Here is a 26,110-nt window from a genome sequence, read left to right as displayed (position 1 = left end):
GGCTCGGCCGTGCGCAGGACGTCGCTCACGCCGCGAGGAACGGGTGCACGACGGCCGCGAACGCCCGATAGCGGTCGCGATGGATGCTGTGACCGGAGGAGAAGGCGGTGACCGCGCAGTCGGGGATGGCGGCGCGCATGAGCTCGAGTTTGGCCGGGTCGACCATGCCGCCGGGACCGCCGCGCAGCACCAGCGTGCGCGCGGTGATGTCGGGCAGCCGGTCCCACCACTCCGGGTTCGGCTTGCGGAACTGTTCCAGCGCGGTCCTGGTCATGGACCGGTCGAAGGCGAGCACCGCGCGCGGATGCCGGGCCAGGCTGCTGGTGGCGTGCCAGAGTTCCGGCACGGTCGGGAAGCGGCGGGTCAGCCGCAGCTCCTCGGCGCCGGACTGCAACGGCAGCGGGCACTCCTCGATGACCAGGCGACGGACCAGCTCCGGCCGCTCCTGCGCGACGCAGGAGACCGCGTAGCCGCCCAGCGAATGGCCGACCAGATCGACCGTGGACAGTTCCAGGCTTTCGCACAGCTTCCGCACGTCGGCGCCGAATTCGTCGAACCGGTACGAATCGGTGTGCGAACTGCGACCGTGTCCGCGCAGGTCGGGAATGATGACGCGCCGGCCGGCCTGCACCAGTTCGCGGGCGAGCCGATCCCAGGTGTGGCCGTCCCCGCCCATGCCGTGCACCAGGACCACGGGCACGCCGGAACCCGCGGTCGCCCCGGAATCCCGATAGGCGATCCGCACGTCACCGAGGTCGAGTCTGGTCACCGTGAGATCCACGATCTTCGAGAATACTGGTGTTATCGGTCACCGGCCTGGAACTTGTTGCAGGGATCACCTGAGCCGAGCGCCACAGCCCAGGTCAACCGCCTACTTCGGAAGAAATCCGGTGGCGAATCCGATCGCGCCGCGAAATACTCCGCGCATGCCGTCATTCGCGGAGTACGACCGCCGAAACTATCCCACCGTCGATGTCGCCACCGGATACGACGGATGGTCGACGACGTACGAGCAGACCGTCATGGACGAGATGGATCTCGCGCTGCTGGCTCGGCTGCGGCGACCGGAGTGGGCAGGAGTGCGGCGGGCCGCCGACCTGGGCTGCGGGACCGGGCGGACCGGGGCTTGGCTGCGCACGCAAGGTGTTTCGCATATCGACGGAGTCGATGTGAGCGCGGGCATGCTGGCGCGGGCCGCGGAGCGCGGGGCACACACCACGCTCACCCAGGCGGACGTGCGCGACACCGGACTCGACGGCGGCGCTTACGATTTGGTGATCGCGTCGTTGATCGATGAGCACCTCCCCGAGCTGGCTCCGTTCTATGCCGAGGCCTGGCGGCTGGCCGCGCCCGGCGCACGGTGCGTCCTGGTCAGCTTCCACCCGCAGTTCATGATGACGACCGGGATGCCGACGCACTACACGCCGCAGGGCGGCGAGCCGGTGGCGATCAGCACCAACCTGCACCTGCTCAGCGAGCACGTGACGGCGGCGCTGGACGCGGGCTGGGTGCTCAGCGAACTCACCGAGACGCTCATCGACGACACCTGGCTCACCGCCAAGCCGAAGTGGAAAGAGCTGCGCGGGCAACCGTTCACGATGGCGACGGTGTGGTCGCGGCCTCAGTCGTAAAGTCCTTCCGCACGCCAGCTCTCGTCGTGATAGACGAGCAGTAGCACCCGCACGTCGGACGGTTCGCCGTCGAGCTGGACCTGCGCGCGGGCGGTGAAAGTGGTTGGGGCGTCGCTGTTCCCGGCCGATTCCGGCACCCACCAGCGTTCGTCCACCGGCCACGGGCCCGCCCAGCCGGTCAGCCGCCACTGCCTGCTGCCCCAGCGCAGGCGCGACGGGTCGGCGTTGAACAGGGATCGCTCGGTGACCTGGATCGGCGCGCCGTCCACCGCTTCCAGATGGACCAGCGGAAGGCTGAGCAGCAGCAGCGCGGGCGCGGGTTCGGGCAGCCGGCCCGGCCACGGCAAGGCCGGATCGGCGGCGGGCACGGGTTCGTCGCCCAGCGCGACCAGGGTGATCCGCTCGGCCGGCCCGCGACCGCCGCTGAGCACGCCGACCCGCACCGCTTCGCCGCCGAGCAGGCCCTGCACCCGGACCAGCGCGCGCCGGGCCCGCTCGTCCTGCTCGCCGACGCCGCCCCACAGTCCGAGCTGTAGCGCGCCGGCCGCCACCACCTCCACGGGTTCCAAGCGCAGCAAAGTGACCGGCGCGGTAGGGCGGTCGCGCCTGGTGAGCCAGCCGTCCAGCTGCCAGCGCACCCGGTCCGCGGTGCCGTCCGGAGTCAGCGGTTCCGCGCACCGCCAGATCCGGGAAAGCTCCTCCCCCGCATCGGTTTCCGCGAAGATCGATAATCGGGTGCAGGCCAGTCCGGCGTTCGACAGCACGGCATGCAACTCGGCGGCGAGCATGCGGCCGGCGAAGGCGGCGGCATCGACCCGCTCGATCGGCGGGTCACAGCGATACTCCACGGTCAGGTCTTTGGGCGGCGGTTGCGCGGAGGGCGGGCGCTCGGGTTGCGCCTGCGCACAGCGGTGCGCGAGCACGGCGTCGGCGCCGAATCGGGAGGCGACCTCGCCGGGGGTCAGTGCGGCGAAATCGCCGATCCGGCGTAAACCCAAGCGGTGCAACAGATCCACCAGGTCGGCACGTTCCGGCGCGGCCAGGCTCGGCTCGACCGCGAGCTCGCGCACCGGCATCGGCGCGAGAAACTTCGCGCCCGCCCCGGCGGGCACGATCGCGCCGCGCCGGGCGGCGATCACCGCCGTGGACAGTTCGTCGGCGATGCCGATCTGCGCCTCCACCCCGGCCGCGGCCGCCGCGTCGACCAGCCGTTCGGCCGCCTCCTCCTCGGAACCGAAAAACCTGGCGGCGCCGCGCGCCCCGAGCACCAGCAGCCCCGGCCGCAGCACTTCGACCCCGGGCACCGTCGCGTCGACGGCCGCGACCACCGGCTCGAACAGCCGCGCGTCCCGATCCGGATCCGCCTGCGCGAGAAACAGATCCGGGCACCGCGCCTGCGCCTCCCGGCGCTTGAGCCCGCGCCGCACCCCGTCGCCCCGCGCGATCGCCGAACACGCGATCACCCGATTGGCGAAGAGCACCGCCACCGGTTGCGTCGCAGGCAATCGCGCCACCGCGGCAGCGGCAACCGCGGGCCAATCCGGGCACCACAGCGCCAATACCCGCGCCGCGCCTTTCTCTCGGCTGGGCAGAATCACGGTGCCGCACCGGATATCTCGGCACTGCCAGAAGCGGCCGAGGTCCCGATCTCCGACACCGGCGCGGACCGGCTTGGCCGCAAGCTGATCGACGGAGGTAACGGAGGTACGCGCGGCGGAGCGGCCAGGCATCGCGGCGCAGACCCATGTCGGCTCGAATAGTCAGGCCGAATCACGGTGCCGCGCGATCTATCTGCGGCCACCGCTGCACGGCTCGTCCGAGCGGGGCCCGGTCGACCGCGTGGCCGACAACGAGACCGCTTTCCCCGCAGCGCATTCCATCCGGAACGGGCGCGAGCAATAACTTCGCCGTCACGAGGCTGCCTCGTTGGCATCTACCGGTGCGACGGTGCGGGTCACTGTTTCGTGCCGGGCCCATTCGACGCGTCCGGCGTTCGAGCAGAGATCCAGCCGCCCCCGCCGGGGCGGACCCGCCTTGCCGCGCACTTCGACCTCGAGCCCGAGCGAACGTAACCGCCCTCGGCCGCGACCGAGACCCGCGTATCCGGCGACGCGAGCGTCGAGGTGCAGGGCGGCACCGGGCCAGCGGCCGTCGGTGACCACGAGGGTGGCGCCCTTGTTGCGGGCGCGGGCGGCGATCACCCGGGTGCGGGCGGGCGCGACGGCGGCGCCGCCGAGGCCGAGCACGACCAGGTCGAGCCCGTCGAGCAACACGGCGGCCACCTCCACCGGGTCCGGACCCGGATCGGGAATCACCGCCAATCGCTCCAATTGGGCGCCCATCTCCACCGCGGCGAGCAGGCCCAGCCGGGGCACGCCGACCACCGCGGCATGCCCGCCGTCCTCGGTCACCGCGGCGAGCAGGCCGGCCAGCAGCGAGCGAGCACCCGTATAGGACACGACGGAACCCTTGGCCAGGCCGCCGCCGGGCAACAGCCCAGCGAGCGCGGGCGGCACCGCGAGCGACTCCCGCCGCAGCTCGGCGTCGAGCGGAATGCGCGCGGCCGCCGCCTCGCCGCGACCGGGGATGGCCGCCATTCTTCTGCGCAGCTCAGCCAGCGTCGGCGGGCGTTCTCGGCCTACCTCGGGCGGACTCGCATGCGGTTGTGTCCCCTCCTGTGGTTTCGCATCCGAACCCATCCCTACCACCTACTTCCCACGATGGACCCGAGGCGAGCACCGGTTCAGCTATCGATCTGTATCGAATATACGTTCGATACCTGCTCAGTAGAAACCGACCCCCGGGTTCCGTCAAGTGCCCACTCCCCGCACCGCGATTTCGAAACGATGCCGTTGTAAACCGACGCCCGGTCTGTGCGCAGTCGTTATCCCGGCAGGTAAGCACGACAACCGGTGTCACAGTGACGAACACGGCCGACCGGCGGCATCGCGCCGCCGCACCTCTGCGGCGGGCTCAGCGGACGGAGCGACAGAGCAGAGCCGCGCCGAAACGGCAACCGTTCGTGTCAGCAAACCCCGTAGGCCACCTTGTTTTCCGCTACCCTCGCACCGTGACCGAACGCGCTCGTCCCATTGTCGGCCCCGACTATCTGGTCGCCGGCCGCTACCGGCTGCAGTCGAAGCTGGGTGGCGGTGGCATGGGCGCGGTGTGGCTCGCGCACGACCGCCTGCTGGACCGCGACGTCGCGATCAAGCAGGTCATCTCGACGGCCGGGCTCGATGAGGCCGAGGCCAACGAGATCCGCAGCCAGATCATGCACGAGGGCCGGGTCGCGGCCAAGCTCTCACACGAGCACGCGATCGCCGTCTACGACGTGGTGCTGGAGGCCGGCGAGCCCTGGCTGGTGATGGAGCACCTGCCCTCGCGCAATGTGGCCAAGGCGCTCGCGCTGGTGGACACGCTGCCGCCGATCGAGGTGGCCCAGATCGGCGCGCAGGTCGCCGACGCGCTGGCCGCCGCGCACGCCGCGGGCATCACCCACCGCGACATCAAGCCGGGCAACATCCTGGTGGCAGACCGCGGCCCGATCGTCGGCATGGCCAAGCTCAGCGACTTCGGCATCTCGCGCGGCGCGGGCGAGCACTCCGACGAACCCGACGGCGTGATCACCGGCACCCCCGCCTATCTGCCGCCGGAGGTGGCGCGCGGCGCGCAGCCGACCAAGGCGAGCGACGTGTTCTCCCTCGGCGCCACGCTGTACACCGCGATCGAGGGGCAGCCGCCGTTCGGTCTCGACGAGGACAGCGATGTGCTGGTGCACCGCGCGGCGATGGCGCAGATCATCCCGCCGACCCGCAGCGGAATGCTGACCGAGGCGCTGCTGCACATGCTCGAGCCCGCGCCGCAGCGGCGGCCGACCATGGCCGAGGCCAGGGACGAAATCCTCACCGCGGCATTCGGTCCCGGGACCGGGCCGTACATCCTCGGCGCGCCGGTGCGCACCGAGGACGGCACGATTCCGGCCTGGGCGGCGCGCAATTCGGCCTCCGGCCTGCGCAGTCCGCACTCGACCCCGCTGCCTCGGCGACCACAGCGCGCACCGGCCGGCGCCGCGGCGGCGCCCGTGCCGCAGCGGAACAAGCCGCCGCAGGCGAGCAACGCGCCGCTGGCGATCGCCGTCGGGCTGCTGATCGGCCTGATCATCATCATCGCGATCATCATCGCGGTGATGTGAAGCGCGTCAGTCGATTCGGCGGCGGTGCGCCCACCGGGTGAGCGCGTTGCGATTGGACTGCTGGGTCTTGCGCAGCACGTTGGAGGCGTGGGTTTCCACGGTTTTCACCGAGATGAACAGGTTTTCGGCGATTTCGCGGTAGGTGTAGCCGCGCGCGAGCAGGCGCAGCACCTCGAGTTCGCGCGGGGTCAGCGAGTCCAGTTCCGGATCGAGCGGCGGCTCGGGCACCTGTGACTTACCGGTGAACGAGTCGAGCACGAAACCGGCCAGCCGCGGGCTGAACACCGCGTCGCCGCCGGACACCCGGCGAATGCCGTCGGCCAGCTCGGCACCCGAAATCGTCTTGGTCACATAGCCTCTGGCGCCCGCCCGGATCACCGCGATGACATCCTCGGCGGCATCGGACACGCTCAGCGCCAGGCACACCGGACCCTCTTCGATGCCGGCCAGCACCGCGACACCGCCGCCATCAGGCATGTGCACGTCGAGCAGCACCACATCGGGATTCGTCGCCTTGATCCCGGCAATCGCCTCGGCCACGCCACCTGCCTCGCCGACGACCTCCATGTCGGTTTCCCGGCTCAACTCCGCCCGCACACCCGACCGGAACACTGCGTGATCGTCAACCAGAAAGACCCGCACGGCCACCCTGCTATCTCCTCAACTGTCGGTGGATCGAACCACCCTGGCGCGCGAGCCGCCCACGGGCCGCCCACACCCACATCGGTACCACATGTCGGCCGGGAAAGCGGTCACTGCCCGGGATGCACCGGCTCCGGCACCTGCTCGGCGTCGATGGTCGCGGCCGGCTCCCCCGTGTCCTGGTCGTCCTGACCACCGGAATCCGTGCGCGGCATGGTGATTCGGACCTCGGTGCCGCGGCCGGGGGTGGACAGGATCTCCACGTGACCGCCGCGACGTTCGATCCGGCCGCGGATGGACTTCGCCAGGCCCTGCCGGTCCTGCGGCACCGCGGTGGTGTCGAAACCGGCGCCACGGTCGCGCACGAAAATGCTCACCTGGTGCGGCTCGGTCTCGGCGAACAGGTCGATCTCCGGGACGCCGGCGTGCTTGGCGGCATTGACCAGCGCCTCCCGGCTGGCCCCGAGCAGCGCGGTGAAGTGTTCCTTCGGCAGGCCGGCTCCGGTCTCGCCGATGTCCATCGACACGTCGCCGACGGTCACCGGGGTTACCTTCACGCCGTGCTGATCCTCGACCTCGCCCGCGATGGTGCGCAGCGCGGCCGCCAGACTCGACTGGGCCGGACCGGAATCCTCGAACAGCCACTTGCGCAGTTCGCGCTCCTGGCTGCGGGCCAGCCGCAGCACCTCCTGCGGGTCCTCGGCCTGGCGCTGGATCAGGGCCAGCGTCTGCAACACCGAATCGTGCAGGTGCGAGGCGATCTCCTCGCGTTCCTCATTGCGGATGCGCGCCGAACGTTCGGCGTTCAGCGCCCGCATCATGCGCAACCACAGCGGAACCGTCAGCAGCCCCGCGCCGACCAGCGTGACCGCCACCGCGATCAACGCCGACCCGAGCGAACTCAGATCGATCCTGGCCAGCACCACCACGCCGAGCCCGGCCACGATCAGCGTGCCGCCGGCGACGATGCGCGCCCAGGTCACCACCGACGGCCGCGCGGGCAGCCCGAGCAGCGACCGCGGGCCGTCGGCGTCGTACTCCCGCCACACCAGCGCCGCGCCGATGGCGACCACGATGATGGGTGCGATCACATTCGCGGCGGTCCCGCTGAACAGCCACGACACCCCGACGGCCAGGCTGATGCCGAGGATCGCGAGCCCGATCGCCTGGCGCCGTTCGGAGCCGGACGCCTTCGCCACATCCGAGCCGCCCGGGGTGAAGATCCACAGCAACCCGTAGGTGACGATGCCCGCCCCGAACGCGGACAGCAGCACGAACGCCATCCGCACCTTGAACACGTCGACGCCGAGGTGATCGGCGAGCCCGCCCGCCACCCCGCCGACGATCCGGCCGCCCGAACGCCGCGTCATCCGCGCATACGGCGGCCGTCCCTGGTCCAACACCGGCGCGGGACCGAAGCCGCGCGCGGCCTCGAACCCCCGAGTGGCATCGAACCCTCGGGTGTCGAACGAGGGCGCAGACGGGTACATGCTCTCGATAGTGGCACGACCCGGCGACAGCTAGCCATCAGGAATCTCCCTGATCTTGCGCACTGGGTGGATGATTACTTTGACCATGCGGCTCCAAAAGGATCAGGAGAATCTTCAGGGTTCTCCCCGATGTGCGGATGTGCTGGTCAGGCACAGGATGGGAACCATGACGAAAACGAGCTTCGGGGATCAGCTCCAGCAGATCTGGCGGACACGGCCGGTGCGGTTGCCTCGGCAGGGGCCGATCGCTGGCGTGGCGGCCGGGTTCGCGCAGCGCTACAACGTCGATCCGGTGCTGGTGCGGGTGGCCTTCGTGGTGTCGGCCATCTTCGGCGGATCCGGGGTCGTCCTCTATCTCCTGGCCTGGCTGCTGTTCAGCGCCGCCGGTGACCAGTCCTCGGCGGCCGAGTCGCTGGTCGGCAAGGGGCACAGCTCCCAATCACAGACCAAAACGATCGTGTTGATCGTCGCGCTCGCCATCGCGGTGAGCACGATGGGTCCGGTCGGCGTCGGCCTCGGCGGCTCGGGGCTGATCAGCATGGTGCTGATGCTGGCGGGCTGGTGGATGCTGCACCTGCGCAATCCGGAACCGCCGCCGGGCACCACGAGCGAGTTCAGCGGGCTCGTCGCGGACAGCGGGATCATGGCGACCGGCTACCCCGGCGCGGTCTTCCCGCAGGGCGCGCAACGGCCCACCGGGGACATGTATATGCCGCCGACCAGCGTGTACACGCCGTACACGAAGCTGCCGGAGACCTACGCACCGGAAACGCCGAGCGCCGAACCGGTAGTGCCGCACCGGGATTCCGGACCGGCCGATCAGGTCCAGCAGGTCGACGCGGAGACCGTGCTGCTGCACAAGGGCGAAAAGGACGACGCACCAGCCGAATCCGTTTCACTCGACAAGGCCGGCAACACCACCGAGGTGCTCGACCCGCGCCCGCCGGCCTCCCCCGAGGTCCGCACTCCGTCGCTCGGCAAAGACGCGGCACCGCGCAGCACCGCCGCGCTGAAGCCGCCGACCCCGGCCACCATCGGCCGCCCGGCCCCGCCCTCCTGGGATCCGCTCGGCGTCGCGCCGCTGGCCTGGGACCTGCCCGAACCGACCCCGGTCCGCACCGTCGTCGCGCCGCCGCCGAAGCGCCCGCGCTCCCGGCTGACCCCGGTGGTGATCGGCCTGGCCATCCTCGCCGCCGCCGGCGCGGGTGCGCTGGCCGCCTCGGGCGTCGAGTGGATGACGCCCGGCCGGATCGCGGCGGTGGCGCTGGCGGTGATCGGGCTCGGCCTGGTGCTCGGCGCGTTCCTGCGGCGCGGCTACGGCCTGCTGGTGCTGACCGCTCCGCTGGCCGGGTTCGTCCTGCTGGCCTCGGCGGTCGGCCCGGTCGACTTCAACCGCGGCGCGATGGGCGAGCACAACTGGACAGTCACCTCGGCCGGTCAGCTCGAGCCGACCTATCGAGTGTCGATGGGTTCCGGCAAGCTGGACCTGCGGCCGCTGACCCTGACCGCGAATCGCACCGTCGATGTGGACGTGCAGATGGGCGACTTCCAGGTGCTGGTGCCCCCGAGCATGACCGTGCGGGCCAAGTGCAACGCGACCATGGGTAATGCCAAGTGCGACAACGGCATCACCGGACCGAACACCCCGGGCGCTCCGGTGCTCGACCTGAACATCAATGTCCGGGCCGGAAACGCGGAGGTGCACCGTGGGTGACAAGTCCAGCGAAACCACCGAGACCCGGCGCGGCCCGTCCGCCTCGCTGCTGATCATCGGACTGCTCGCCCTCGGCGTCAGCGCTTGGGCTTTCGTCGGCCCCGAGTCGTGGCCTTCGAACAGTGCGGCCCCGATCGGCTGGATCGTGGTGCTCGCCGCGATCATCGTCGGCATCGTGCTGGTGGTCTCCCCACGCCGCCGCCACTGACCTCCGGACAAAGCATGGCCCCGTCCACGGACGGGGCCATGCTTGTTGCGCTATCGGGGATTCACTCCCACTCGATGGTGCCCGGCGGCTTGCTGGTCACATCGAGGACGACCCGGTTGACCTCCGCCACCTCGTTGGTGATCCGGGTGGAGATCCGCTCCAGCACCTCGTAGGGCAGCCGGGTCCAGTCCGCGGTCATCGCGTCCTCGCTGGAGACCGGGCGCAGCACGATCGGGTGGCCGTAGGTGCGGCCGTCGCCTTGCACGCCGACGCTGCGCACGTCCGCGAGCAACACCACGGGGCACTGCCAGATCTGCTTGTCCAGCCCGGCCGCGGTGAGCTCCTCGCGCGCGATGGCGTCCGCCTGCCGCAGCGTGACCAGCCGGTCCTCGGTGACCTCGCCGACGATGCGGATGGCCAGGCCCGGGCCCGGGAACGGCTGGCGGCCGACGATCTCCTCCGGCAGCCCGAGCTCGCGGCCGACGGCGCGCACCTCGTCCTTGAACAACAGGCGCAGCGGCTCGACCAGATCGAATTCCAGGTCGTCCGGCAGGCCGCCGACGTTGTGGTGGCTCTTGATGTTCGCGGTGCCGCTGCCGCCGCCGGATTCGACGACGTCCGGGTAGAGCGTTCCCTGCACCAGGAACTCGACCTTCGGCGTCTCCCCGCCGCTCTGCTCGATCACGACCTCGGAGACCGCGTCCTCGAACGACCGGATGAACTCCCGGCCGATGATCTTGCGCTTCTCCTCCGGGTCGGTGACGCCCTTCAGCTCGCCGAGGAACTTGTCCACCGCGTCGACGGTCACCAGCTTGGCGCCGGTCGCGGCGACGAAGTCCTGCTGCACCTGCTCGCGCTCGCCCGCCCGCAACAGGCCGTGGTCGACGAACACACAGGTCAGCTTGTCCCCGATGGCGCGCTGCACCAGCGCGGCGGCGACCGCGGAATCGACCCCGCCGGACAGCCCGCAGATCGCGTGCCCGTCGCCGATCTGCTCGCGCACCGCGGTGATCAGCGAATCGGCGATATTGGCCGGGGTCCAGGTGGCGCGGATGCCGGCGATCTCGTGCAGGAAGCGGCTGAGCACCTGCTGGCCGTGCGGCGAATGCAGGACCTCCGGGTGGTACTGCACGCCGGCCAGGCGGCGGGCCCGGTTCTCGAACGCGGCGACCGGGGCGCCCGCGGAGGTCCCGGTGACCTCGAAGCCCTCGGGCGCGTCGGTGACCGCGTCACCGTGGCTCATCCAGACCGGCTGGATGGTCGGCAGGCCACCGTGCAGCACGCCACCGTCGACGTTGAGCTCGGTACGGCCGTACTCGCGGGTGCCGGTGTGGGTGACGGTGCCGCCGAGCGCCTGGGCCATCGCCTGGAAGCCGTAGCAGATGCCGAAGACGGGGATGTCCAGATCGAACAGCCGCGCGTCCAATTGCGGTGCGCCGTCGGCATACACGCTGGACGGGCCGCCGGACAGGATCACAGCGAGCGGCTGCTTCTCGGCGATCTCCTCGACCGTGGTGGTATGCGGAATCACCTCCGAGAACACACTCGACTCACGAACCCGACGGGCGATCAGCTGTGCGTATTGCGCGCCGAAATCGACGACGAGGACCGGTCTCTGTGTATCTGCCACCAGCACAGTTTAGTGACGCGGCAACCCGGGCGAACCATCGGCACAGCACCTTCGCCGAGCCCAGCTCCAGCAAGCAAAAAGGCGAGCCAGCAAATCGCCCCACCCGCCCCCGCGCCGCTGGCTATCCTCGTGCTCGTGCCATTCGCCCGCGCGATCGACGCCGACATCCACTACGAGGACAGCGGCGGGAGCGGCCCGGTGGTGCTGCTAGCACACGAATTCTTCATGGACCGGACGATGTTCGCGGCTCAGATGGCCGCGCTGGCACCGGAATTCCGGATCGTCTCCTGGGACGCGCGCGGCCACGGCCGCACCAGGGACGAGGGTTTGCCGTTCACCTATTGGACCGCCGCCCGCGACGCCCTGACCGTGCTCGATCACCTCGGCGCCGAGCGCGCGGTGGTCGGCGGCACCGCGCAGGGCGGCTTCACCGCGCTGCGCACCGCGCTCATCGCGCCCGAACGCGTGTCGGCGCTCATCCTGATCAGCACCGAGGCCAACGGCCCGACCGCCGAGCAGTCCGATGCCACCCAGAAGTTCCTGGCCGAGTGGTACGACGACGGCTCGCGCCAGCAGGCGGCCAATCAGCTGGCGTCCTGGCTGATCGGCGACGACAACTGGCACCGCACGGTCTGGACCACCCGCTGGTTGCTGCGCGACTGCCGCGGCATCGAGGTCGCCGCCGGCTGCCTGCTCAGCCGCGACTCGGTGCTCGAGCGGCTGTCCGAAATCACCTGTCCCGCTTTGGTGATCCACGCCACCGACAGCGGCATCCCACCCGACCGCGCCCAGCAACTGACGCAAGGCATCACCGGCGCGAGCTACGTGGAAATCGCCGGCGCCCGCCTAGCAGTCACCATGACCCACCCCGAACCGGTGAACATCGCCATGCGCCAGTTCCTGCGCGAACGAATCACGCCCTCACACGCGCGCTGAGCGACACTGCCACCTGCGCGCACGGACACTGCCACCTCGGCGCGGGACTGCCATCGTGTGCACGAATCTGTCCGGCGGGGAACCGGTTTCGGGGCTGCGCCGTCCAAGATATTCGAGTGCCGAACCCGGCCTCGAATTCGCACAGATCACACCCGATTTCGGGGGGAGCCGAGAATGACCAGTTCAATCGTCCGCAGAGGACTCAGCGCGCTAGCCGTCGCCGCCGCAACCGCGGCGAGCATCGGAGCAGTCGCCATCGGAGCGGGTAGCGCGGCCGCGGTGGAGGCGGACGGAGACGGCTGCCTGGCGCGTCAGACGTTCCCGATGGACGGCGGCGGCACCCTCTACGTCTGCGTCACCGCGGCCCGACCGACTTGCATCAGCTGGGTGAACGGTACGGCCGCCGCCGTCGGCGGCATAGTTTCCGAGAGCACGTGCGGTCACGTCGAGCAGGGTCAAGGCCGGTGGAACCATCCTGCCGGGTTCTACGGCGCCGTCGTCCGCCCGAAATAGCGGCTGCCACGTTTCCGGGTCGCCACCACCAGCAGGCGGTGACGACCCGGAACGCGGTCGTCCACGGCTCAGCCGCGGACGCTGAGGCCGACCTTCTGGAATTCTTTGAGGTCGGAGTAGCCGGCCTTGGCCATCGAACGGCGGAGGCCGCCAACCAGATTCAGGGAGCCGAAGGGGTCGTCGGAGGGGCCGTAGAGGACCTGTTCGAGGCTGGGGCGCACGACGTCGCCGTTGCCCTCGTCCAGTTCCCACTCGACGCCGAGCAGCGAGCCACGCGGCACCGAGGGGTGCGCGGCGGCGGACGGCCAGTACCAGCCGCGGCCGGGCGCCTCGGCGGCCACCGCGAGCGGCACGCCGAGCATCGCGGCGTCCGCGCCGCAGGCGATCGTCTTGGCCAGCTGGCCGGAGGTCTCCACGTCGCCGTCGGCGATGACGTGCACGTAGCGCCCGCCGGTCTCGTCGAGGTAGTCGCGGCGCGCGGCGGCGGCGTCGGCGATCGCGGTGGCCATCGGCACACCGATGCCGAGCACCTCGCGGGTGGTGGTCGCGCCCTGGAACGAGCCGTAGCCGACGATGACGCCGGCCGCGCCGGTGCGCATCAGGTGCAGCGCGGTGCGGTGGTCGCTGACCCCGCCGGCCACCACGGGCACGTCGAGTTCGGCGATGAAGGTCTTGAGGTTCAACGGCTCACCGTCGCCGACGTGCTCGGCGGAGATGATGGTGCCGTGCACGACCAGCAGGTCGACGCCGGCCTGCACCAGCGCGGGCGTGAGCGCACGGGCGTTCTGCGGGCTGACCCGCACCGCGACCGTCACACCGGCCGCCTTGACCTGCGCGACGGCGGCGGCGAGCAGCTCCGGCTGCATCGGCGCGGCGTGCAGCTCTTGGAGCAGCGAGACGGCCCGCTCGTAACCGCCCTTGCCGACCAGCTCGAGCAGCTGGTCGATCTTCGCGGCGACATCGGCGTGCCTGGCCCACAGACCCTCGCCGTTGATCACGCCGAGCCCGCCGAGCCGGCCGAGCTCGATCGCGAACTCCGGCGACACCAGGGCGTCGGTCGGGTGCGCGAGGAACGGGATCTCGAAGCGGTAGGCGTCGAGCTGCCAGGACAGCGACACCTGCTTCGACGAGCGGGTCCGGCGCGAGGGAACGATGTCGATATCGTCCAGCTCATAGGTACGCCGGGCGGTCCGGCCCATGCCGATCTCGACCATGTCGCGCACGTGTCTACTCCTTGCTCTGTTGGATTGCCGCGCCTGCGGCGCAGCGTGTTCGCGGGCGGCCGGCCTCGGCAACCGCGCGGGGCGCACGGGCTCATCAGGCTCGTGTCGTGCCTTCCGCTAGGCAGACCTCTGCCCACCGGTTGGTCCGGACACCGCCGGACCCGCGGATCAGGTCGTCGCTCCGCACGCGGCGGCACACCGACCCGATTGCCCGCGAACAGGGTCAATCATGCACGGACTGGGCGGTCCAGTACACAAGCCGACGCGGGCTAGCCGCGCCCAGTGTAGTTAGGGGCCTCGACGGTCATCGTGATGTCGTGCGGGTGGCTTTCCTTGAGTCCGGCCGCGGTGATCTGCACGAACTGCGCGTCCTGCAGGTGCGCGATGGACTGCGAACCGGTGTAGCCCATGGCCGCGCGCAGGCCGCCGACGAGCTGGTGGATGACCTGGTTGACCGGTCCGCGGAACGGCACCCGGCCCTCGATGCCCTCGGGCACCAGCTTGTCCTCGGCGAGCACGTCGTCCTGGAAGTAGCGGTCCTTGGAGAAGGACTTGGCCTGGCCGCGTCCCTGCATCGCGCCGAGCGAACCCATGCCGCGGTAGCTCTTGAACTGCTTGCCGCCCACCAGGATCAGCTCACCGGGCGATTCGGCGGTGCCGGCCAGCAGCGAGCCGAGCATCACGGTGGACGCGCCCGCGGCGATCGCCTTGGCGATGTCGCCGGAGAACTGGATGCCGCCGTCGGCGATCACCGGAACGCCGTGCGGCTTGCACGCGGCGACGGCCTCGAGGATCGCGGTGATCTGCGGCGCGCCGACACCGGCGACCACGCGGGTGGTGCAGATGGAGCCGGGACCGACGCCGACCTTCACCGCGTCCGCGCCCGCCTCGACCAGCGCGAGGGCGCCGGCCCTGGTCGCGACGTTGCCGCCGACGATCTGGATCCGGTCGCCGACCTCGGCCTTGATCTTGGTCACCATCTGCAGCACCTGGGCCTGATGGCCGTGCGCGGTGTCCACGATGAGCACGTCGACGCCCGCGTCGGACAGCGTCATGGCGCGCGACCAGGCGTCGTCGCCGACGCCGACCGCGGCGCCGACCAGCAGGCGGCCGTCGCGGTCCTTGGTGGCGTTCGGGTACTGATCGGTCTTGACGAAGTCCTTGACCGTGATGAGCCCGCGCAGCTTGCCGTTGCCGTCCACGATGGGCAGCTTCTCGATCTTGTGCCGGCGCAGCAGGCCGAGCGCGGCCTCCGCGGTGACGCCCTCCTGCGCGGTGATCAGCGGCGCCTTGGTCATCACCTCTTCGACCCTGCGGTTCTGATCGACCTCGAACCGCATGTCGCGGTTGGTGATGATGCCCACAAGGCTGCCGACCTCGTCCACCACCGGCAGACCGGAGATGCGGAACCGGGCGCACATGGCGTCGACCTCGGCCAGGGTGTCGGACGGGCGGCAGGTGACCGGGTCGGTGACCATGCCGGCCTCGGACCGCTTCACGGTCTCCACCTGGGCGGCCTGATCGGCGCCGGACAGGTTGCGGTGCAGCACGCCCATGCCGCCGGCCCTGGCCATCGAGATGGCCATCCGCGCCTCGGTCACCGTATCCATGGCCGAGCTGACCAGCGGGGTCCGCAGGCGGATATCCCTGGTCAACTGGCTGGAGGTCTCCACAGAGCTGGGGATGAGATCCGAGGCGGCGGGCAGCAACAGCACATCGTCGAATGTGAGGCCGAGCATGGCGATCTTGTTCGGATCGTCACCACCCGTAGATGGGCGGACAGCGGTGCGTTCGCCCGATACGGGATTACTCATTCGGATCGACCCCTCCTGGACGTCGACAGCGACCGGCACCGGGATTACCGGCGCCGCGCGCAGCTGATGGGATGGACTGGTGGCTCCGGGAATCGTGTCGGGTGCTCGCCGGGGCCTGAGACCATGGTATCTGTCCCGCAAACTCGTCGGCGAAGTGAGCCCACCCGGGGATGACGGGGAGGCGAAGCCGAGCAGGGGCGGGGGACGGCGGGGAGGCGAAGCCGGCCGGACAGGTAGGGGCAGACGAAACTTGCGGCCGACATAGCTGGCGCAGACCACCCTGTTCTGCGTACCGTGGGGATGTGCGTGACCATCTACCACCTGGCTTGCCGCCGGATCCGTTCGCCGGAGACCCCTCCGACCCGTCCGCCGCGCTCGACGCCATCGAGCCCGGTGAGCCGCTGGATCCCCACGAGCGCCTTGCGGTCGAGGAAGATCTCGCCGATCTGGCCGTCTACGAGGCGCTACTAGCGCACCGCGGAATCCGCGGACTCGTGGTGAGCTGCGAAGACTGTCGGCAGGATCACTACCACGACTGGGACATGTTGCGCGCCAACCTACTTCAGCTGTTGGTGGACGGCACCGTGCGCCCGCACGAGCCCGCTTACGATCCGACGCCGGAAGCGTATGTCACCTGGGATTACTGCCGGGGATACGCGGACGCCTCGATGAACGAGGCCTTCCACGGCGACGGCTTCGACGGGTTCGACAACTGAGGTTCGGCACACCGAACCGATGACGCGCCCCTTCCGGGGGTCCGCGCACCGCGGCATATAGCGCTGTGATCTTCGCCGCATCACCACGGGGCACGATGCCCCGAACGACAGAAAACCGACCGCCAATCGGCAATCGGTTCTTGTCTTGTTCGATTTTCCCGAGGGTTGCTGACGCCGGCTAACTCGGAGTCGCCGAGCCACCCGCTCCGGGCGGGATCACGAATGTGGTGCCCGGATTGTTCTGTGTCGGTGCCCGAGTCGGCGCCACAGTCGGCGCGCCGCCGTTGTCACCGGTCGGCTCGACCACCGTCGGCTTGGACACCGTGGTCGGTGTGGCCGGCGGCTGGGTGGTCGGCTCCACCGTCGGCGGCGGTGTCGTCACCGTCGGCGGAGTCGGCTTGTCATCGGTCGGCGGGGTGGTCGGGTCGGTCGGCTCAGTGGGCTTGTCGCTCGGCTGAGTCGGCTTCGTCTGCATGATCGTCGGGTCGACCGGCGGCTTCGGCTTCGGTGTCACGCTGACATCCGTCGACGGGTCGGTCGGCTTCGTCGAGGTGCCCTGATCCAGCTGATCGGCCAAATCGTCGTGACCGGCCGCGCGCAACTGATCGACGAGGCGTTGCCACTCCGTCATCAGCTTGTCGTGCTTCTCCGGGCTGTCGACCTGGTCGGCGTTCACCTTCGCCTGCACCAGACGCTCCTTGGCCTGCACCGGATTCTGGTTGATCAGCTTCCCCGCTTCATCCAGATCGGTGTTCGCCCGTTGCGCCACGGTGCTCTGCGCCGCCTGATTGAAGACGACTTCCTTGACCTTCCACAGCGGATCGCCGGGTTCGGACTGATACGAGAACGCCGTCATGCCGCCGAAGACCAGGGCGAGTGCCGCCGCGGTTCCGAGCAACGGGCGAACCAACTTCAGTCGGGTGCTGCCTACGCCGGTCCGCGCCTGACGCGCCGCGCCGATCTCCTGATTGACCGCCGCGACGATCTCATCCAGATCCGGTCCCGCGGCCATCGGCGGAGCGATCAGCTCCGCTCGCCAGTCCGCGAGCAAGGTCGCGAGCTGGTATTCCTCCGCGCTGTCGGTCCGTACCGGGCCATCGCTTGCGATCGCTTCGATCAACGCATCGTCGCGGCGTACCGCGGCGATATCGACCGGTCCCGTGTCTCCGGACGCGTCGGCGTAGGGACCGCTGTTTCGCGATCCAAGCCGCGCTTTCCAGTCACCCCGACCGCGCTCGCCATCCCTAGCCATACATTTCACCTGCCCTCGCCACTTGAGACTTCAGTTTCGCGAGTGCCCTGTGCTGGGCCACTCGTATCGCCCCCGCCGTACTGCCCACGGCGACTGCGGTTTCTTCGGCTGACAAACCCATGACCAATCGCAGGATCAGGATCTCTCGATGTTTCTCGGGGAGTGTCGCGAGCAGACTGTTCATCTGCCTGCTCGTCTCCGATTCGAGAGCTCGTTGTTCCGGACCATGGTCGGTGGATATGACATCTGGTACTTCGGCCATTGCCTCCGCCTTGTTACGGGCGGCGTTGCGATGGGCGTCGGCGACCTTGTGCGAAGCGATTCCGTAAACGAAGGCCATGAAGGGCCTGCCCTGGTCTTGATACCTGGGCAAGGCGGTCATCACAGCCAGACAGACCTCCTGCGCAACATCATCCGCGGAGAGCTGCCCACGCTCCGCGGCTCCGATCCGCGCGCGGCAATAACGCACCACGAGCGGGCGGATCATCTCCAGTACCTGAGCTAAAGCGGATCTGTCGCCCTGCGCAGCCGCAGAGACGGCGAGGTCCAACTCTTCGCCCATGTTCGTCATCGTCAGAGAGATTCCCGGCGTTACAAGTGGCACGGTCGGTGATGACCAGTGCTTCCGCCGAAGGGGCGGAACGGAACTAACAATAGCGATACAGCGCGCGGAACAAGGCAACACGGTCGCCCTTACCCGTTCGGGCCCCGCCCAACCAGATGCAGTCCCGCTTAACGGCTAGGCCACCGCCGGCGGACGAAACCGACCGCCACGTCGGGAGATGGTCGCCGCACAGTCCTCGGCCTCCGCCGCGGCGCCCTCGACCGCCAGCCCCGCGCGCAGCATCGCACCGGCCCAGCGCAACGGGAGCAGACCGTGTTCGCGGCACTCCTCGGCGACCTGATCGGCGAGCGCACGCGACCGATCGTGCTCCCCCGCCACCGCGGCGGCCGCGGCGGCCAGCAGCCGGGACTTGACCAGATGCCGCACCGACGGACCCCGCTCGGCGAGCTCGAGCGCGGTCGCCGCATGGGCCAGCGCGGGCTCGACAGTGCCTGCGGCAAGCGAGGTTTCGGCGCTGACCCACTGCCTGCGGATGGCAGGCCGCCAGCCGAGCCGCTCCTCCGGCACCACGTCGGCGCAGCGTTGCAGCAGCCGCCAGGCCAGCGCCACCCGGCCGAGGCCGAGCGCGTCGGCGGCGAGACCGGTCAGCGCGTCGCAGATCGCGTCGTCGCGATCGAACGGGTGGCCCGGCGCCTCGGCCGCGCGGCCGAGATCGCCTATGGATTTCGTAGAGATCAGGGCGACAGCCCGCCCGTCGAGGACGGCGGCCCTGGCATGCCAGCCGAGCTGGCGAAGCAGCGAACCCTCGGTACTCGCGGCCAGCGAAAGCACCATCGGATCGGTGCTGTGGGCCCGAGCAATTCGCAATTCGGCACGGGCCGCGGCATAACGGCCCTGACCGCCGAGAATCACCGCTCGATACCAGGAACCCAGCGCATCGGGCGCGGTCGGCAACTCGGCAGCGGCGCGGCCGGGGCGCGGGCCGAAGGCACTCTCGGCGAGTATCTCGAATCGGGTATCTCCGAGCGGAGCAGGTGCGAACACGGCCGAAACTGTATCCCGGGCCGGCCGGAGATGGCCGGGAGAAAGACCGGACCCGACCAACCGGCAACTACTCAGCATTTCTGATCTCTATCCGATGTTTCCATCAGGTAAATCTCGTACCGGCAATCCCCGGGCGCCCGCGATCGGAATTCACATGCGTTTCGCGCAATTAACCTCGATGCCCCGTTTCCGCCATCTCGGATCTGCTCGCCGAACCGGCCGCCGGGCGACGCTGTGACCGCCCCCACCCGACCGCGGCTGGGCTCTGATCCGGCGCCTGCCCCAGAAAATGGGGTCTACCAGCGGAAATACGCCCCGATCCAGAGCAGCGAGTACCCCGCCGCCACTGGTCAACCGATCAGTATCCCTGGAACCAATGCGAAAAGTAAACAGCTCAAAGGTTAAATTTCACGCCATGAGATTTGGGAAACTGCTGCGTCGAACTATTGACGGAATTTCGCGGCTGGACCTAACGTAGCTCATCGCCACGGACGGCGCCGCGCGAAATTGCAGCGACCGCAACGGGCGAGCACAGGGGCACCCGCCGACACAGCGCCGTGGCCTACCACACTTTGCAGAACAACTGCTCGACAACGCTGACGAGCTCGCACCACGAGGAGTTCACACAATGCCCATGCCGACCCACCTCCCCGGGCCGAACGCCGATGTCTGGGATTGGCAGATGCGAGGGTCCTGCCGCGGGCAGGACTCCGCCGTGTTCTTCCATCCCGACGGCGAACGTGGCCGAGCCCGTACCGCGCGCGAAATGCGCGCCAAAGAGATCTGCCGGGCCTGCCCGGTGCTGATGCAGTGCCGCAGCCACGCCCTCAAAGTCAGCGAACCTTACGGCATCTGGGGCGGCATGTCCGAGACCGAGCGCGAGATGCACGCCCGACGCAATCGGCGGCGCATGGCGGTTTAGTTGAAATTTGTTCCCATCCGCGGGGGGCGGCGCGCCGAATCCCTAGCAAACAACCGGCAGGCAACAAGCGGTCACCTCCGCCACGCCTGCAGCGGCGACCACCCGAAGCCGCACACCCTGTCGAGCCCTGCGTTTCGCGGTTAACTATCGGCGTGTCACGGCGTGTCTCTGATTAGAGCCACCTGGCGTGTCGAAGTTTTCCGCAAAGTCGCTGGGCCACAGGTGGTTTGCCGACACCCCAGCCGAAGGGAGGTCATAGCGACCCGCTACGGTGGTGACCGATGACACAGAATGGAGCGTTGTGACAACGCGGCAGCCGGCCGCAGAGGGCGACTCGTTCCGAAGAGATGCCTTCCCACCCGGTGTGGATTCTGCGGTTACGGCCCGCGCCGCCGAGAGCATCGAACTCGCCGACCTGCTACATCGTTGCGGTGAGTCCGACCAGGAAGCCTTTGCCGAGCTATACGACCGGACGTCCGCGCGCGTCTTCGGTCTGGTGCTGCGCGTCCTGCACGACCCCGGCTACGCCGAGGAGACGACGCAGGAGGTGTACCTGCAAATCTGGCGTACGGCAGCCAGTTTCGACGCCGACAAGGGTTCGGCCGTGACCTGGCTGATGACGCTCGCCCACCGGCGGGCCGTCGACCGGGTGCGCGCCGAGCAGGCCCACACCCAACGCGAGGTCGCCTACGGAATCCGGGTTCTCGGTAACGAATTCGACGAGGTGACCGAAGAAGTAGAGCGAAGGCTCGAACAACAGGCCGTGCTCGACGGGCTCGCCACTTTGACCGAGACCCAGCGAGAGGCCATCTCGCTCGCCTACTACGGCGGGCGAACCTACGCGGAGGTCGCGCTGTACCTCGGAGTAGGGTTACCGACCGTTAAGTCCCGAATTCGGGACGGATTGACACGACTCAAAAGAAGTTTGGGGGTGACGTGAGATGAACGAACGCCAGGTCGATCTCGCGCACACCGTCGCGCTCGGATCGATCGACGACGTAGATCACCATGAGGTGCAGGACCTGCTCGATACCGAAGACCCCGCGCTACGTGCGGCGTTCATGAGGGAGATAAGGCAGACGAGAGAAGCACTCGCCACGCTCGCCAGTGCGACGGCGACCCCGCCGCCCGCCACGCTGCGCAGCCAATTGCTCGCGGCCATCGCCGCCGAACAGCCGCCCGTCGCTTCTTGACCTAGGTAAACCGAAGGCCCCCGGACAGTCGTCCGAGGGCCTTCTCTGGTTTCAGCTCAGTGGCTGTGACCGTGGTGGCTGTGGTCATGCGCCTCTTCGGCGGGCTTGTCCACAACCGCACTCTCGGTGGTCAGGATCATCCGCGCCACCGACGCCGCGTTCACGACGGCCGAGCGGGTCACCTTCACCGGGTCGACGACACCGTCGGCCAGCAGGTCACCGTAGGTGAGGGTGGCCGCGTTGAAGCCATCCTTGCCGTCGGCGACCTTGCTGACCACCACGGAGCCGTCCACGCCCGCGTTGGTGGCGATCCAGAACAGCGGCGCCGACAGTGCGGTCCGCACCACCTCGACGCCGACCGCCTCGTCGCCGGACAGCGAGTCGCGCAGCTCGATCAGCTTCGCGGCCGCCTGCACCAGTGCGGAGCCGCCACCGGGCACGATGCCCTCCTCGACGGCGGCCTTGGCCGCGCTCACCGCGTCCTCGACCCGGTACTTGCGCTCCTTGAGCGCGGTCTCGGTGGCCGCGCCGACCTTGATCACCGCGACGCCGCCGGACAGCTTCGCCAGGCGCTCCTCGAGCTTCTCCCGATCCCAGTCGGAATCGGTGGCCTCGATCTCGCGTCGCAGCTGCGCGCCGCGGGCCGCGATGTCTTCCTTGGTGCCGACGCCGTCGACGATGGTGGTGTCGTCCTTGGTGACGACGATGCGCCGCGCCTGGCCCAGTGCGTCCAGGCCGGCCTCGCGCAGGTTGATGCCGAGGTCCGGGTTGATCACGGTGCCCGCGGTGACCACGGCCAGGTCGTCCAGGAACGCCTTGCGCCGGTCACCGAAGAACGGCGCCTTGACCGCGACGGCCTTGATCGTCTTGCGGATCGAGTTGACCACCAGGGTGGACAGCGCCTCACCCTCGACGTCCTCGGCGATGATCAGCACCGGCTTGCCGGATTCGGCGATCTTCTCCAGCAGCGGCAGGAAGTCCGGCAGCGAGCTGATCTTCTCGCGGTGCAGCAGGATGAGCGCATCCTCGAGCACGGCCTGCTGGCTGTCGGTGTCGGTGACGAAGTAGGGCGAGAGGTAGCCCTTGTCGAACTGGACACCCTCGGTGACCACGAGCTCGGTCTGCGTGGTCGAGGATTCCTCCACCGTGACCACGCCGTCCTTGCCGACCACGGTCAGGGCCTTGCCGACCATCTCGCCGATTTCCTCGTCCCGCGAGGACACGGTGGCAACCTGGGCGATCGCCTTCTCGCCGGACACCGGGGTGGCCGCGGCGAGCAGCGCCGCGGCGACCGCGTCGGCGGCCTTGGCGATGCCGGCGCCGAGCGAGATCGGATTCGCGCCCGCGGCAACGTTCTTCAGGCCCGCGCGGACCAGCGCCTGGGCCAGCACGGTGGCGGTGGTGGTGCCGTCGCCCGCGACGTCGTTGGTCTTGGTGGCGACGCTCTTGACCAGCTGCGCGCCGAGGTTCTCGAACGGGTCTTCCAGGTCGATCTCGCGCGCGATGGTGACACCGTCGTTGGTCACGGTCGGGCCGCCGAAGGCCTTCGCGAGCACCACGTGCCGGCCGCGCGGGCCGAGGGTGACCTTGACGGCGTCGGCGAGCTTGTCGACGCCGCGTTCCAGAGCCCGGCGAGCCTTCTCGTCGAACTCGATCTGCTTTGGCATAAGTCCTATTCCTTGGATTGAGACGAGACTGCCCCGGTCCCCGCTCAGGGGAACCGGGGCAGTGTCATGACGACTCGATCCCGGCGGTCGGGTGAGCGTTCATCACTCGATTGCGGCTCGCGCCGCGACGACCGCGCGGAGCGCGGGTCACTTGGTGACGACGGCCAGCACGTCGCGCGCCGACAGGATGAGGTATTCCTCGCCCTGGTACTTGATCTCGGTGCCGCCGTACTTGCTGTAGATGACGGTGTCACCCTCCTTGACGTCGACCGGGATGCGGTCACCCTTGTCGGTGACGCGTCCTTCGCCGACGGCGATGACGGTGCCCTCCTGCGGCTTTTCCTTCGCCGTGTCGGGGATGACCAGGCCGGAGGCCGTCGTCGTCTCGGCCTCGTTGGCCTGGACGAGGATCTTGTCCTCGAGCGGCTTGATGTTCACGCTCGCCACGTTGAGCCCTCCACTTTCAGGGGATGTCGTCCGCAACTGTTGTTCCGGACCATCGGTATCAGGTTTTGATGCTGACCCTGTCGCATAGCCCCGTCGTCGCGGGTGCCGGGACCCCTGCTCAGTAGTCAAAAATGCCTGGCACACGCCCAGTGCGCCGAACGAACGAAGTCCGACCGCGCACATCAGCAGTACCGACTAGCACTCTATACATGAGAGTGCCAGCGCTCAAGGCCGGGATGTGCCAATTTCGGATCGCGCGGCCCGGCGGATTCGCCCGCGCGAGCGCTCCGGCGAACACCCCGTGGTCGCCGACACGCCCAACGCACGCCCGGAGGGGTTTTCAAGAGATCCGGAAAACTGTAACGTTCGGATAACGGATTGTGACAGTATTGACGACGGTCGCTGTCCGACCGCTGTGTTCGTCACGAACCAGTGCCGTCGGAGACCAGGGGTTGTCACAGAACGTACGTCGCTACACCGCTCGGCGTCACCGAATACCTCAGCGTGATCCGAAGTTCCGGCGTCATCGAACACCCAGCGTCCGAGAAGAACCAGCGCCAATCGAGCTGCACCAGAGAGCTAGCCACACGTGATCCCTCGCCGGTCCCCGCGACCCATCCGGATAACGGGACCGAGCAGGTTTCGAAGCCGGATCGTCCGTCGACCACAGGCGACTCGGCAGTCCAATCGAGATGGTCAGCGACACAGGGCCATCCGCGCGAAGGGAGGTGAATGAACATGCGAACATCCCTCGGTATCTCGGCCGGGTCCGAGGTCGTGTGCTCGGCGCTCGTCGCCACCGCGTCGAACGGCGCGCAGAGCTTCGACTACCGCGTCGTCTCCGCCGACGCGGCCCACTCCGACCTCGGTGACCTCGTCGCGTCCTCGATCGAGCTGATGACCACCCAGCTACCCACCACGCAGCTGCACGACGCCGGCTATCCGGTCGGCGCGCGCTTCGCCGGCGCGCAGCCGCGCAACCTGGAATCGCCGACCAGTCGCCCGCCGACCAGCGTCGCCGTCGCCTACCGCAGCAAGGAGCAGGCGCAGGCGATCCGCTCGGCCACCGGCAAGCAGCGCGAACTCCGGCTCGTCCCGGAGGGCACCGCGGCGCTCACCTTCCTGCGGCACACCGGCCTGCTCGATCGTTACGACACCGTCGCCATCGTCGACCTCGGCGCGACCGGACTCACCGTGACCGTCGCCGATCAGGCCGACGGCACCGTGCTCCGGTCCGAGCGCACGATCACGATCAGCGGCAACGCCATCGACGACCTGATCTATCACCACCTGGTCGACCTGCACTACGCCCGGCGCGGCACCCGCCCCAACCGCGGCATGCTGACCAACCGCGGCCGCGCGGCCAAGGAACACCTGTCCATCGCGCCCGCCGTCACCATCGACCACGTGGCCGGTCAGCCGCTCAAGCTGACCCGCGCCGACTTCGAAGAGCTCATCGCCGACCTGCTGCGCGAGACCGCCGTCTTCGCCGCCGCGGTGTTCGCCCGGGCGCCCAAGTTCCCGCAGGCGGTGACGGTGATCGGCGGCGGAGCCAACATCCCCGCCGTGATCGACACGCTCGGCGCGGAGCTGGACGTTCCGGTGTTCACCGTCGAAGATCCGGACGCCGTGATCGCCAAAGGCGCCGCGCTGGTGGCCGATTCGGTGCAGCCGTCGGTGTTCCCGGTGGCCGCGCTCGGCGCCGACGCGCCGGTCGGCACGTTCACCAAGGTGGTCGGCACGCTGGCCGGCGCGATCGTGGTGGTCGGCCTGATCATCGGCTACGGCGTGAAGACCTTCGCACCCACCTCCGACGACGAGGTCTCCCCCGCCGGCACCACCAGCAGCGTCTCGCAGTTGCCGCCGGCTCCGGGCAGCATCATCGCGCCGACCGGCGCGGGCACCTCGACCAGCGGCCGGAATCAGGAAAGCACCAATCGTCCACCGACCGGCAACATTCCGCCGATCACCCAGGACCGCGGCCAGCCGTCGAGCACCGCGACGCCCACGCCGCTCACCTCGCCGACCCAGCCGACGCTGCGCCCCGACCCGAACCTCCCGGTGATCCCGTTCCCGGAGCTGCTCGGTCCGCTGTTCGGCAATTCCGCAGGCCCGCAGGGCGGTTCGTCGGTGCCGGACAAGAACCGGCCCACCACACCGAATCAGCACTCCGCGCCGACGCAGGCGCCCGCGCAGTCGCACCTGCCGATGCCGCCCAGGCAGAATTCGGGTTCGGCGAATCCGGGCGCCGGAAACCCTTGGCAGTCCGGCGAAACCGACTGACCTGCACCAAAACCGGCGAGGTGGA

General features: G+C 69.2%; 24 protein-coding genes. 11 read left to right on the top strand and 13 right to left on the bottom strand.

Annotated features, from left to right (window positions below):
* Nucleotides 1–25: 25 nt before the first annotated feature.
* The gene (locus F3087_RS23720; RefSeq protein WP_150404229.1) at nt 26–781 is read right to left on the bottom strand and encodes an alpha/beta fold hydrolase; all 756 of its coding nucleotides are present in this window, start codon (nt 779–781) and stop codon (nt 26–28) included.
* A gap of 145 nt (nt 782–926) precedes the next feature.
* Here F3087_RS23720 and F3087_RS23715 point away from each other — a divergent pair, with 145 nt between their 5' ends.
* Complete coding sequence (locus F3087_RS23715; RefSeq protein ID WP_150404228.1) at nt 927–1,631, top strand: class I SAM-dependent DNA methyltransferase; 705 nt, start codon at nt 927–929, stop codon at nt 1,629–1,631.
* Here F3087_RS23715 and F3087_RS23710 read toward each other — a convergent pair.
* Both F3087_RS23710 and F3087_RS23705 read right to left on the bottom strand, forming a co-directional pair.
* Nucleotides 1,622–3,361 (bottom strand): Y-family DNA polymerase, encoded by a 1,740-nt coding sequence (locus tag F3087_RS23710; RefSeq protein WP_150404227.1) that lies wholly within the window; start codon nt 3,359–3,361, stop codon nt 1,622–1,624. The genes F3087_RS23715 and F3087_RS23710 overlap by 10 nt on opposite strands.
* 180 nt (nt 3,362–3,541) lie before the next feature.
* Nucleotides 3,542–4,330: a hypothetical protein gene (locus F3087_RS23705; protein WP_150404226.1), complete on the bottom strand. Its 789-nt coding sequence runs from the start codon at nt 4,328–4,330 to the stop codon at nt 3,542–3,544.
* 371 nt (nt 4,331–4,701) lie between these two features.
* Between F3087_RS23705 and F3087_RS23700 the strand changes: the two genes are divergently transcribed.
* Nucleotides 4,702–5,826 carry a serine/threonine-protein kinase gene (locus tag F3087_RS23700; RefSeq protein ID WP_150404225.1) on the top strand — a complete coding sequence of 375 codons (1,125 nt, stop codon included), beginning with the start codon at nt 4,702–4,704 and terminating at the stop codon, nt 5,824–5,826.
* A 6-nt stretch (nt 5,827–5,832) separates the two neighbouring features.
* On the opposite strand, the gene F3087_RS23695 is transcribed toward F3087_RS23700, so the two are convergent.
* A complete protein-coding gene (locus F3087_RS23695; RefSeq protein WP_150404286.1) occupies nt 5,833–6,468 on the bottom strand; it encodes a response regulator in 636 nt (211 codons plus the stop codon).
* A gap of 110 nt (nt 6,469–6,578) precedes the next feature.
* Nucleotides 6,579–7,958: an ATP-binding protein gene (locus tag F3087_RS23690; protein WP_396897578.1), complete on the bottom strand. Its 1,380-nt coding sequence runs from the start codon at nt 7,956–7,958 to the stop codon at nt 6,579–6,581.
* A gap of 157 nt (nt 7,959–8,115) precedes the next feature.
* On the opposite strand from F3087_RS23690, the gene F3087_RS23685 reads away from it, so the two are divergent.
* Complete coding sequence (locus tag F3087_RS23685; protein ID WP_191094110.1) at nt 8,116–9,672, top strand: PspC domain-containing protein; 1,557 nt, start codon at nt 8,116–8,118, stop codon at nt 9,670–9,672.
* Nucleotides 9,665–9,880 carry a hypothetical protein gene (locus F3087_RS23680; RefSeq protein ID WP_223885288.1) on the top strand — a complete coding sequence of 72 codons (216 nt, stop codon included), beginning with the start codon at nt 9,665–9,667 and terminating at the stop codon, nt 9,878–9,880. Before F3087_RS23685 ends, F3087_RS23680 begins: the two co-directional genes overlap by 8 nt.
* A gap of 61 nt (nt 9,881–9,941) precedes the next feature.
* Here F3087_RS23680 and guaA read toward each other — a convergent pair whose 3' ends face one another.
* Nucleotides 9,942–11,510: a glutamine-hydrolyzing GMP synthase gene (gene guaA, locus F3087_RS23675; protein ID WP_150404222.1), complete on the bottom strand. Its 1,569-nt coding sequence runs from the start codon at nt 11,508–11,510 to the stop codon at nt 9,942–9,944.
* Nucleotides 11,511–11,645: 135 nt separating this feature from the next.
* Here guaA and F3087_RS23670 point away from each other — a divergent pair, with 135 nt between their 5' ends.
* Nucleotides 11,646–12,446, top strand: coding sequence for an alpha/beta fold hydrolase (locus F3087_RS23670; protein ID WP_150404221.1), 801 nt, complete (start codon nt 11,646–11,648; stop codon nt 12,444–12,446).
* Between the two features lie 174 nt (nt 12,447–12,620).
* Nucleotides 12,621–12,959, top strand: coding sequence for a hypothetical protein (locus F3087_RS23665; protein WP_150404220.1), 339 nt, complete (start codon nt 12,621–12,623; stop codon nt 12,957–12,959).
* 68 nt (nt 12,960–13,027) lie between these two features.
* On the opposite strand, the gene F3087_RS23660 is transcribed toward F3087_RS23665, so the two are convergent.
* Nucleotides 13,028–14,182, bottom strand: a complete 1,155-nt coding sequence (locus F3087_RS23660; RefSeq protein WP_150404219.1) for a GuaB3 family IMP dehydrogenase-related protein — start codon at nt 14,180–14,182, stop codon at nt 13,028–13,030.
* A gap of 269 nt (nt 14,183–14,451) precedes the next feature.
* Nucleotides 14,452–15,996 (bottom strand): IMP dehydrogenase, encoded by a 1,545-nt coding sequence (gene guaB / locus F3087_RS23655; protein WP_150404218.1) that lies wholly within the window; start codon nt 15,994–15,996, stop codon nt 14,452–14,454.
* Nucleotides 15,997–16,298: 302 nt separating this feature from the next.
* Here guaB and F3087_RS23650 point away from each other — a divergent pair, with 302 nt between their 5' ends.
* Nucleotides 16,299–16,712, top strand: a complete 414-nt coding sequence (locus F3087_RS23650) for a DUF5319 domain-containing protein (protein WP_022567296.1) — start codon at nt 16,299–16,301, stop codon at nt 16,710–16,712.
* Nucleotides 16,713–16,890: 178 nt separating this feature from the next.
* On the opposite strand, the gene F3087_RS23645 is transcribed toward F3087_RS23650, so the two are convergent.
* The 3 genes from F3087_RS23645 to F3087_RS23635 form a co-directional block, all read right to left on the bottom strand.
* Entirely contained in the window at nt 16,891–17,964 is a 1,074-nt protein-coding gene (locus F3087_RS23645; protein ID WP_150404217.1) for an anti-sigma-D factor RsdA, read from the bottom strand.
* Nucleotides 17,957–18,535 carry a sigma-70 family RNA polymerase sigma factor gene (locus F3087_RS23640; protein WP_150404216.1) on the bottom strand — a complete coding sequence of 193 codons (579 nt, stop codon included), beginning with the start codon at nt 18,533–18,535 and terminating at the stop codon, nt 17,957–17,959. Before F3087_RS23640 ends, F3087_RS23645 begins: the two co-directional genes overlap by 8 nt.
* A gap of 168 nt (nt 18,536–18,703) precedes the next feature.
* Nucleotides 18,704–19,573, bottom strand: a complete 870-nt coding sequence (locus F3087_RS23635; RefSeq protein WP_191094109.1) for a hypothetical protein — start codon at nt 19,571–19,573, stop codon at nt 18,704–18,706.
* Between the two features lie 628 nt (nt 19,574–20,201).
* On the opposite strand from F3087_RS23635, the gene F3087_RS23630 reads away from it, so the two are divergent.
* The 3 genes from F3087_RS23630 to F3087_RS23620 all read left to right on the top strand — a co-directional run bounded on the left by F3087_RS23630 (nt 20,202) and on the right by F3087_RS23620 (nt 21,688).
* Entirely contained in the window at nt 20,202–20,495 is a 294-nt protein-coding gene (locus F3087_RS23630) for a WhiB family transcriptional regulator (RefSeq protein WP_014981828.1), read from the top strand.
* A 364-nt stretch (nt 20,496–20,859) separates the two neighbouring features.
* Nucleotides 20,860–21,435: a sigma-70 family RNA polymerase sigma factor gene (locus tag F3087_RS23625; RefSeq protein ID WP_150404215.1), complete on the top strand. Its 576-nt coding sequence runs from the start codon at nt 20,860–20,862 to the stop codon at nt 21,433–21,435.
* A gap of 1 nt (nt 21,436) precedes the next feature.
* Complete coding sequence (locus F3087_RS23620; RefSeq protein ID WP_150404214.1) at nt 21,437–21,688, top strand: RskA family anti-sigma factor; 252 nt, start codon at nt 21,437–21,439, stop codon at nt 21,686–21,688.
* A 56-nt stretch (nt 21,689–21,744) separates the two neighbouring features.
* On the opposite strand, the gene groL is transcribed toward F3087_RS23620, so the two are convergent.
* Both groL and groES read right to left on the bottom strand, forming a co-directional pair.
* Nucleotides 21,745–23,355 (bottom strand): chaperonin GroEL, encoded by a 1,611-nt coding sequence (gene groL, locus F3087_RS23615; RefSeq protein ID WP_150404213.1) that lies wholly within the window; start codon nt 23,353–23,355, stop codon nt 21,745–21,747.
* A 147-nt stretch (nt 23,356–23,502) separates the two neighbouring features.
* A complete protein-coding gene (gene groES, locus F3087_RS23610) occupies nt 23,503–23,802 on the bottom strand; it encodes a co-chaperone GroES (protein WP_014981824.1) in 300 nt (99 codons plus the stop codon).
* A 738-nt stretch (nt 23,803–24,540) separates the two neighbouring features.
* On the opposite strand from groES, the gene F3087_RS23605 reads away from it, so the two are divergent.
* Nucleotides 24,541–26,085, top strand: a complete 1,545-nt coding sequence (locus F3087_RS23605) for an Hsp70 family protein (protein ID WP_191094108.1) — start codon at nt 24,541–24,543, stop codon at nt 26,083–26,085.
* Nucleotides 26,086–26,110 lie beyond the last annotated feature (25 nt).

Source organism: Nocardia colli (assembly GCF_008704205.1).
GTDB classification, from domain to species: Bacteria; Actinomycetota; Actinomycetes; order Mycobacteriales; family Mycobacteriaceae; genus Nocardia; species Nocardia colli.
The sequence above is the reverse complement of the archived record's forward strand: the minus strand, read 5'-3'. Positions and strand labels throughout refer to the sequence as shown.

Bases quoted from the DNA above. Each gene is read 5' to 3' on its own strand.
- F3087_RS23645 (WP_150404217.1), bottom strand. From the start codon at position 17,964: ATGGCTAGGGATGGCGAGCGCGGTCGGGGTGACTGGAAAGCGCGGCTT.
- F3087_RS23705 (WP_150404226.1), bottom strand. From the start codon at position 4,330: ATGGGTTCGGATGCGAAACCACAGGAGGGGACACAACCGCATGCGAGT.
- F3087_RS23685 (WP_191094110.1), top strand. From the start codon at position 8,116: ATGGGAACCATGACGAAAACGAGCTTCGGGGATCAGCTCCAGCAGATC.
- F3087_RS23690 (WP_396897578.1), bottom strand. From the start codon at position 7,958: ATGTACCCGTCTGCGCCCTCGTTCGACACCCGAGGGTTCGATGCCACT.
- F3087_RS23640 (WP_150404216.1), bottom strand. From the start codon at position 18,535: ATGACGAACATGGGCGAAGAGTTGGACCTCGCCGTCTCTGCGGCTGCG.
- F3087_RS23710 (WP_150404227.1), bottom strand. From the start codon at position 3,361: ATGCCTGGCCGCTCCGCCGCGCGTACCTCCGTTACCTCCGTCGATCAG.
- F3087_RS23620 (WP_150404214.1), top strand. From the start codon at position 21,437: ATGAACGAACGCCAGGTCGATCTCGCGCACACCGTCGCGCTCGGATCG.
- groL (WP_150404213.1), bottom strand. From the start codon at position 23,355: ATGCCAAAGCAGATCGAGTTCGACGAGAAGGCTCGCCGGGCTCTGGAA.
- F3087_RS23665 (WP_150404220.1), top strand. From the start codon at position 12,621: ATGACCAGTTCAATCGTCCGCAGAGGACTCAGCGCGCTAGCCGTCGCC.
- F3087_RS23605 (WP_191094108.1), top strand. From the start codon at position 24,541: ATGCGAACATCCCTCGGTATCTCGGCCGGGTCCGAGGTCGTGTGCTCG.
- guaB (WP_150404218.1), bottom strand. From the start codon at position 15,996: ATGAGTAATCCCGTATCGGGCGAACGCACCGCTGTCCGCCCATCTACG.
- F3087_RS23715 (WP_150404228.1), top strand. From the start codon at position 927: ATGCCGTCATTCGCGGAGTACGACCGCCGAAACTATCCCACCGTCGAT.
- F3087_RS23630 (WP_014981828.1), top strand. From the start codon at position 20,202: ATGCCCATGCCGACCCACCTCCCCGGGCCGAACGCCGATGTCTGGGAT.